This is a genomic window from Frankia sp. AiPs1 (assembly GCF_023716945.1).
In the GTDB taxonomy this organism is placed as follows: Bacteria; Actinomycetota; Actinomycetes; order Frankiales; family Frankiaceae; genus Frankia.
Window position 1 is genome coordinate 1 of record NZ_JAMQQF010000225.1, and the last position, 8,956, is coordinate 8,956.

Genomic DNA, 8,956 nt, shown 5'->3' on the forward strand with positions numbered 1-8,956 from the left:
ACCGCTGCCGGCCGGTGGGCCCGTGCGGGTGCGCGCGGCGATCCAGGCCGCCCTGGGCGTGTCGCCCAACCGCACCAGCCTGCTCACGCGCACCGGGATTGGTCCCACGGCCGCGCTCACCGGGCTGGTGGCGGCCCTCGCGGCCGGGTCCGTGGACCCGGCGGACCCGTGGTGCGCCGCCCATCTGCACTGCCCCCCGCTGCCCGTGGCGGTCGCCGCCGACCTCGCCGTCAGCGCCCTCAACCCGTCCCTGGACTCCTGGGACCAGGCCCCGGCCGCCATCACGATCGAGACCGAGGTCGTCGCCGCGCTCGCCGCGCTCGCCGGCTTCGACCCGGATCGGGCCACCGGCACGATCACCACCGGCGGCTCGGAGTCCAACCTCATGGGCCTGCTTCTCGCCCGGGATGCCGCCCGCCCGGGGCCGGCGAGGACAGCCGCCGCGGTCGCGCAAGCGCAGGCGCCGAACGGGCGGCTGCGCGTCTTCCGCTCGGCCGCCGCGCACCTGTCGGTGGATCGCGCCGCCGCCGTGCTGGGCCTCGACGACCCGCCGGTGGCCGCCATCCCCACCGACGGCCAGGATCGGATGCGCGTCGACCTGCTGCGACGGACGCTCGCCGAGCACCCCGGCCCGGCCGTCGTCGTGGCCACCGCGGGCACCACCGACGCCGGGGCCGTCGACCCGCTACGCGAGATCGCCGCCGCGGTCGAGGAGCACCGGCGCCGGCTGTCCGGGCGGCGACCTCCGACCGCAACGACCGCACCGACCACACCGACCACACCGGGCCATCCCCCCTCGTCCGGCTGGCTCCACGTGGACGCGGCGTACGGCGGCGGCGCGCTGTTCTCCGACCGGCTGGCCGGCCACCTGGACGGGCTCGCACTCGCCGACTCGGTGTCCCTGGACCTGCACAAGCTGGGCTGGCAGCCGGCTCCGGCCGGCATCTTCCTGACCCCCCGTCCGGACGGGTGGCCCAGTCTGCGTGCCGCGCGAGCGGACTACCTCCGCTCCGAGGACGACGAGGCGGCCGGCTTTCCCAGCCTCCTGGACCGGTCCCTTCGGACCACCCGCCGCGCGGACTCCTTCCCGATCGCGGTGACGCTGCGCGCGCTCGGCCGCGACGGGCTGGGCGCCATGGTCGACGCCTGCCACGATCTCGCCCGGCACGCGGAACGGACCGTCCACGCCGATCCCCGCCTCGAGTCCGCCTATCCGGTCACGCTGAGCACGGTCGTCTTCCGCTACCGGCCACAGCCCGGCGCCACCGGCTCGGCGGCGGCATGGGCCACCGAGCGGCTGAATCGACTCAACGCTGACATCCGCCGCACGCTGTTGTTCGACGGGCGCGCGGTCGTCGGCCGGACCCGAGCGGGACCCGAGCGGGCCGTGCACCTGAAGCTCACCCTGCTCAATCCCGACGCCACCCAGGCCGACGTGGACGCGCTACTACACCTGGTCGCCGCGATCGGCGACGAACTCGCCGGTGGGGACGGCGGTGGCATCGGGAGCATCTCGTGACCGCAGACCAGCCCACGGCTGCGGCCATCGCTGATGACCTCGCCACCGAGACCCTCCTGCGCTGCTGGCTTCGGGAGACCGGCGCGCTGCCGGCCGCCGGCGCCCGCGCGATCGACGTCGAGCTGCCGGCCTCGGGCCTGTCTCTGCGGGTGATGATGACCCACCGCTCGCCGTCCGGGTGGCACCGGTTTGCCCAGCCCGAGCTGGTCTCCCCGGTGGGCGCGCCGTCGCCCGTCGACGCCGGCCTGCTCGCCGCGCTCCTCGTCCGGGAAATCACCGCGGAACGGGGGCTGCCCGCCGCCCAGGGGGCCGAGGCGCTGAACCGGATCCTGGACTCGGCCTGCCGGATCGCCGCCCATCTCGACGCCCGCCGGACGCAGGGGCAGCCGAGCGCCATCCCCCCGTTCCTGGCCGCGGAGCAGGCGTCGCTCACGGGCCATCCCTTCCATCCGGCAGCGGCGAGCCGACAGGGGGCCTCCGATCGGGCGATGGCCGCCTACTCCCCCGAGCGGGCCGGCTCCTTCGCACTGCACTGGTTCGCCGCTCACCCCTCGGTGGTGTCGACGTCGGGTGGCCCGGCGGCAGAGCGCAGCTCCACGGCGACGTCGCCGGCTGACCGCCAACCGGTCGCGCGTCTGCTGACCGAGCTGTTCGGCGACGACGCCGCCGGCGAGGCTGCGGGGCACCGCCCGACCGGAGCGGGGCCGCCTGCACCTACCGGCGCTGGCCGAGGCGGCCTGCCGGCCAGGCGCCCTCCGCCCGGCTACATCCCGGTACCGGCCCATCCCTGGCAGGCCCGTGAACTCACCGAATGCGCGGACAGCCCACTGGCCCGGCTGCTCGCCGACGGCCGCCTCGTCGACCTCGGCGGGTCGGGCCCGCGGTGGTATCCGACGTCGTCCCTGCGCACCGTCTGGCGGCCGGACAGCCGGGTGATGCTCAAGCTCTCGCTGGGCCTGCGGATCACCAACTCCCGCCGGGTCCTGCACCTCGGGGAGCTTCGACTGGCGGAGATGATCACGAGACTGGTCGACGCGGGCCTCGGCGCCGCTCTCACCGCCCGGCATCCGGACTTCCACCTCATCGGGGAGCCCGACTGGGTGGCGGTGACCCGTCCGGACCGGCATCCGCCGTCCGGGGGATCCGAACGGTTGGGCGTCCCCCGGTCGACCGAGGCCTTCGGCGGGGCATCGGACGCCAGCGATGGCACGGTGGGGCTGGAGACCGCCATCCGCACGAACCCCTTCGGCCCGACCGATCGGGCCGTGAGCCTGGCGGCGCTGATCGCGCCCCGGCCCGATCGGGTGCCGGACAGTTACGGCCGGTCCCGGGCCGGGATGCTCCCCCGGCTGCTCGCCCGGCTGGCCGACCGCCGACACGAACCCGTTCAGGAGCTCGCCGCGGCCTGGTTCGGGCGCTACCTGGCGGTGCTCGCAGCCCCCGTACTCGACCTGTACCTGCGGTTCGGCGTGGGCGTCGAGGCACATCTGCAGAACACCCTGGTCAGCCTGGATGCCGACGGCTGGCCGGTGGCCGGGTGGTATCGCGACAGCCAGGGCTACTACGTGGCCGCCTCGGCCGCCGCGGCCATGGAACGCCTGCTACCCGGCTTCGCCACGGACCTCGACGCGATCTTCGATGACGAGCTGGTGGCGGAGCGCATCATCTACTACCTGTTCGTGAACAACGTCTTCGCCGTGGCGGGGGCCCTGGGCGCGGCCGGCGTCGCCGACGAACACCGCCTGCTCGGACGCGCACGCGACCTGCTGTCCCGGATGGCCTCAGACGCCCGATCGGACCACGGCCCGGACGGGCCGCCCGCCGTCCGCCGCCGGCTGCTCGAGACCCTCCTGACAGCCTCCGCCCTGCCCAGCAAGGGCAACCTGCGCACCTGCGTGGACGGCCGCGACGAGCTGATCGGACCGGTGGCCGCCCAGTCGGTCTACGTACAGATTCCGAACCCGCTGTTGGAGGCCGCCCCGTGACGTCCCGCATCCCGCCCGAGCCCCGCGACGAGCCGCCGCGGACCCCGGTCACGGTCCCGGCACCGGACCTCCCCCATCCGGAGGAACCGGACTACGACGTTGTAGGGGTCGGGCTGGGGCCGTTCAACCTGTCACTGGCCGCACTGGCCGACGGCCTCCCCGGCCTGCGGGCCGCCTTCTTCGAGCAGGAGCCGGGCTTCACCTGGCACCCCGGCCTGCTGCTGGAGGGCACGACCCTGCAGGTGCCGTTCCTCGCCGACCTGGTCACCCTCATCGATCCGACCAGCCCATGGTCGTTCCTGTCCTACCTGCGCGCGCACGACCGGCTCTTTCGCTTCTACCTCTACGAACGCTTCCACATCCCCCGCCGCGAGTACGACGCCTACTGCCGCTGGGTCGCAGCGGGCCTGCAGTCCACCCATTTCGGTGCCCGGGTGGAGGCGGTCCGCTGGCATCCCGACGCCGGGCTGTTTCGCCTCGTGGTCACACAGACGGCGCCGCCGGCAGCGACGGCGCACGCCGGGCCCTCCGATCGGGCTGGTGCCTGGTCCACCCGGGTGGTGACGGCGCGGCATCTGGTGCTCGGAATCGGCACCGAGCCGACCACGCCACCCGCTTTTGCGGAAGTCGAGAGCGACCGGGTGTTCCACTCGGCGCATTACCGCCAACGGCGCGCATCCCTGGCAGGGCTGGCCCATATCGCCGTGGTTGGATCCGGCCAGTCCGGCGCCGAGGTGTTCGCCGACCTGGTGCGCAACCAGCAGCCGGCGACGCAGCACCTGACCTGGATCACCCGCACCCCCGCCTTCGCGCCGATGGAGTACTCGAAGCTGGGCCTCGAACAGTTCACCCCCGACTACGTCCGTTACTTCCACGGCCTGGCGCAGGGCCGCAAGGACACGCTCGTCCCGGCGCAGTGGCAGCTCTACAAGGGGATCGACGCGGAGACCATCGCGGAAATCTACGACCTGCTCTACGAACGGACGATCGACGGTGGCGACGAGGCGGTCACGCTGCTACCAGGGGTGTCGGTGCAGTCTGCGTCGCTGGCCGGCGAGCCGGCAGAGATCGCGCTCGCCTGCCGTCATCGTGATCAGGACCGGACCTTCGCGCTGACCACGGACGCGGTGGTGCTGGCCACGGGATATGCCGCCCGGCGCCCGGCCCTGCTCGATCCGGTAGCCGGGCTGCTGGCTCTCGACGACGGAGGTCGGTTCCAGATCGACGCCCGTTACCGGATCGCCACCGACCCGGGCGTGACCGGGCGTCTCTACGTCCAGAACGCCGAGTTGCACACCCACGGCGTCGGCGCCCCCGATCTCGGCCTAGGCGCCTGGCGGGCCGCGGTCATCCTCGATGACCTGACCGGAGGACACGCGTACCGACTACCGCCGCCATCGGCGTTCACGACCTTCGGTGCCCCTCCCCGGACGGACGGGTCCCACCCCGCACCAACGACCACGGCGACAGCGGCGACAGCGGCGACAGCGGCGACAGCGGCGACAGCGGCGACAGCGGCGACAGCGGCGCCGGTGCGCCAGGTCAAGCCCAGCAGCGTCGCCGCCTGCCCGGTGGCGGACGGTGGGGGACGTCGGGCATCCGACGGCGCGCTGGACGCAGCCTCCGATCCGGGACTACGGCGGCGGCATCCCGTGATGCTCGGGGAGGCCGACCGGTGACCCTCCACCCGCCTGCCGCGGGATCCCCGCCGCCGGTGACGAGGTCGGGCGGGTCAGCCGCCGATCGCTGGCGGCAGGCCGGTCGCATGCTGCTGACCAAGCTCATCGCGGAACTCGCTTACGAGGATCTGCTCAGGCCGCAGCTCGAGGACGACGCCGGCGACACGGACCGCGCGGGACATCCCCCGATCGGCCGGGGACCCCTTCGGACCCACCGGCTGGTGACCGCCGGCGCCGTCTACCAGTTCCGCGCCCGGCGAGGCACGTTCGGGTCCTGGTGGATCGATCCCGCGACCCTCACCCGCGCCGCCTCACCAGTCGGGGGGCAGGAGACCATCCTGTCTCCCGCGAGCGGACCAGCGGACCAGCGGCTTGTCGAACCGCGCGACCATGGGCGGACCGGCGAGGGTGCTGCCGATGACCCGGTGCGGTTTCTGCGGGATGCGCAGTCCCTGCTCAGGTGGCCCGATCCGGTCCTTGCCGACGTGGTGCGCGATCTGCTCGCCACTCAGTCAGCCGATCAGCATCTCCTGGCCACGGCGTCGCCCGCGGCGCTCCTGGCCCGCCTGCCCTTCGTCGCGCTGGAGGGCCATCAGACGGGCCATCCCTGTCTCGTCGCCAACAAGGGGCGCCTCGGCTTCGGCGCGGCCGCCAGCCGATACACCCCGGAGGCCAAGGCGCCCTTCCGCCTGCGCTGGGTGGCAGCGCATCCCGTGATCGGGCGGTACTGGGACATCGCGTCGACCGGCTCCGACCTGCCGGACGGGTCCGCCATGGCCCGGTCGGGCAATGCTGATCTGGTCCGCGCCGAGCTGGACACCGCGACCCGCGCCCGCTTCGCCGACGTCCTCGCCCACACTCCGGCGGCCGAAGCGGCGACCGGAGCGGCGACCGAGGACTACGTCTGGCTGCCGGTGCACCCATGGCAGTGGGAGAACGTGATCGTCCCGCTGTTCGCCGCCGAGCTCGCCACGGGTCTGCTGGTCCCGTTGGGCGAAGGGCCAGACCGGTACCTCCCGCTGCAGGCCGTCCGCACTCTGGCCAACATCGACCGGCCGGAGCGGCGCAACGTCAAGCTTGCCTTGATGATCCGCAACACCCTGGTGTGGCGCGGCATGTCCGCGGCGGACGCCGCCGCCGGGCCGGCGGTGTCGCGCTGGCTGCTCGACCTGCGCGACGCCGATCCGTTCCTGCGGGAGGTGACGGGGGTGCTGCCCCTGGCCGAGGTGGCCGGCGCCGCCGTCGCCCATCGGGCCTACGACGCCGTCCCCGGCGCGCCCTATCGGCTACACGAGCTGCTCGGCGTGATCTGGCGCGATCCGGTGGAGCGGCATCTCGTCGACGGGGAGCAGGCTCGCAGTCTCGCGTCGCTGCTCACGATCGGATCGGACGGACGGTCCCTGGCCGCGGAACTGGTGGCCCGATCGGGCCAGTCGGCCCGTGACTGGCTTGCCGCCCTCTTCGCCGCGTTGCTGCCGCCGCTGCTGCACTACCTGTACCGGTACGGGGTCGCCTTCACCCCACACGGAGAGAACATCATCTGCATCTTCGACACCGAGCAGCTACCCAGACGGATCGCGGTGAAGGACTTCGGCGCTGACATCGAGCTGGTGGACGGCGACTTCCCCGAACGCGCCGGCATGCCCACGCAGGCGGCGGCGCACTGCCGCCATTGGCCCGGACCGTTACTGGCCCACTCGGTGCTCTCCGCCGTGTTCGCCGGCCACTTCCGTTACTTCTCCGTGCTTGCAGCGGATCATCTGCAGGTCGAGGAGGGCGAGTTCTGGCGGCTGGTCCGGGCGACGATCGATGGCTATCACGCCCGGTTCCCCCAGCTACGGGAACGCTTCCGCGAGATCGATCTGCTCGCACCGCGGTTCGACCGGGTCTGCCTGAACCGCGAGCAGCTCGCCGGCGCAGGGTTCCACGACCGGGCGGACCGGGACGGCGGGTTCGACCTGATGCACGGGGAGGTGGCCAACCCGGTGGCGACGGTGACCGTTCGGGGACCCGTGCCCTCGACCGAGCCGTCGATGGCACGAACGGAGGACGTATGACGTCGCTGCCAGCGCCGATACCACCTGCCCGCTCGGCGGGGCCCGCCGAGGGGCAGAGCCCGGCCGAACCGGCCGGTCACCTGCCCGTCCCCGCACCGCCGCAGCCCGCCGACCCGGCCTCGCCACCCGATCGGGCCAGTGCCGGCGGCAGTGCTGGCCCGCGATCGGCGACCGCCGACCCCCAGGCGACGGAGATCGATCCACCGGCGGCGGGCATCGAGGCCCTGCACCGGCTGCTGACCGGCGACCATGCGGTCGAGGAGGTCGTCGTCGCCACCGTCGACCTACAGGGCCGACTGGTCGGCAGCGCCGTGTCCCCCGACCACTTCACCGGCGAGGTGCTCGCCGACGGGATGGGTGCGTGCACCTACCTGCACGCCGTCGACGTGGACATGCAGTCCGACGGCGGCTATCCGCGCACCCCCTGGCACGACGGTTTCGGAGATCTTCGTCTCCGGCCCGATCTCTCCACCCTGCGCCGAGCACCGTGGCGCCCGTCCTGTGCGGTCGTCCTGGCGGACGCGTCCTGGCCCGACGGGTCCCCCGTGGACGTCGCCCCCCGAACGGTGCTGCGCCGCCAGCTCGACGCGCTCGCCGCCGTCGGGCTCACCGCCCTCGTCGGGACCGAGTTGGAGTTCCTCGTCTTTCGCGAGTCCTACAAACGGGCGGCGCGGCGTTCCTGGTCGAGGCTTACCCCGGCCAGCCGCTACAACATCGACTACGCGCTGTTCGGCACCGAGGAACTCGACGACCTGACCCGCCGCATCCGGCGGGCCATGGCCGACGCCGGGATCGCGGTCGAGTCGGCTCGGGGTGAGGTCCATCCGGGCCAGTACGAGATCGTGTTCCGCTACGCCGAGGCGCTCCAGGCGTGCGACAACCACGCCCTGTACAAGACGACCGCCAAGAAGATCGCCGCCGCGTCGGCGCAGGCACTGACCTTCATGGCGAAGTACGACGAGGGCGAGGGAAACTCCTGCCACGTCCACCTCTCCCTGCGGGGGGTGGACGGGGACGAGCCGGTGTTCGCCGCCGCACCCGGGGCCAGCCGATCCGACACGGCGGGGATGTCGCCGCTGATGTGCTCGTTCGTCGCCGGGCAGTTGGCCTGCATGGCCGATTTCACGCTGCTCTTCGCCCCCAACGTCAACTCCTACAAGCGGCTCGCCCCCGGCGCGTTCGCGCCCACCGGGGTGAGCTGGGGACGCGACAACCGGACGTGCGCCGTGCGAGTCGTCGGCAGCGGGGCGGGGCTGCGCATCGAGCACCGCGTGCCTGGCGGGGATGCCAACCCCTACCTCGCTGTGGCCGGCATGATCGCCGCCGGCCGGTTCGGGATGGAGCACGGGCTGACGCTCGAGCCCGGCCGGATCGGCAACGCGTTCACCATGCCGGGGCTCACGCCGCTGCCCGCGACGCTGCGCGACGCCGTCGAGCGGTGGCGGTCGAGCGCGGTGGCGCACGCCGCCTTCGGCGACCGGGTAGTCGCCCATCTGGCCCATGCGGCCGAGGTCGAGCTGGCCGCGTACGAGGGCACGGTCACCGACTGGGAACGCCGACGCGGCTTCGAGCGCTTCTGAGCCGGCGGCGGCCCGCTGCCGCCCGCGGGCGGAGGGACCCACGGCCCCTTCTCAACGACGGCTCCGGCCGGTTAGTCCGTTGACGGCCCCACCCGCCCGGTCGGGCCCTGCTCGGCGTCGCCGCGCGGGGCCGCCC

5 protein-coding genes are annotated in these 8,956 nt (G+C 73.4%); all 5 read left to right on the forward strand.

The window, feature by feature from the left end; all coding sequences use genetic code 11:
• Positions 1–1,519, forward strand: a 1,519-nt coding sequence (locus ND748_RS18515) for a pyridoxal-dependent decarboxylase (RefSeq protein ID WP_251747158.1), incomplete at its 5' end; no start/stop codon positions are given.
• Positions 1,516–3,504, forward strand: coding sequence for an IucA/IucC family protein (locus ND748_RS18520; protein WP_251747160.1), 1,989 nt, complete (start codon positions 1,516–1,518; stop codon positions 3,502–3,504). The genes ND748_RS18515 and ND748_RS18520, both read left to right, overlap by 4 nt.
• Positions 3,501–5,183, forward strand: coding sequence for a lysine N(6)-hydroxylase/L-ornithine N(5)-oxygenase family protein (locus ND748_RS18525; protein ID WP_251747162.1), 1,683 nt, complete (start codon positions 3,501–3,503; stop codon positions 5,181–5,183). Before ND748_RS18520 ends, ND748_RS18525 begins: the two co-directional genes overlap by 4 nt.
• Positions 5,180–7,240, forward strand: a complete 2,061-nt coding sequence (locus ND748_RS18530) for an IucA/IucC family siderophore biosynthesis protein (RefSeq protein WP_374215968.1) — start codon at positions 5,180–5,182, stop codon at positions 7,238–7,240. The genes ND748_RS18525 and ND748_RS18530 overlap by 4 nt, the downstream gene beginning before the upstream one ends.
• Positions 7,237–8,820, forward strand: coding sequence for a glutamine synthetase family protein (locus tag ND748_RS18535; RefSeq protein WP_251747166.1), 1,584 nt, complete (start codon positions 7,237–7,239; stop codon positions 8,818–8,820). The genes ND748_RS18530 and ND748_RS18535 overlap by 4 nt, the downstream gene beginning before the upstream one ends.
• Positions 8,821–8,956: the final 136 nt, after the last annotated feature.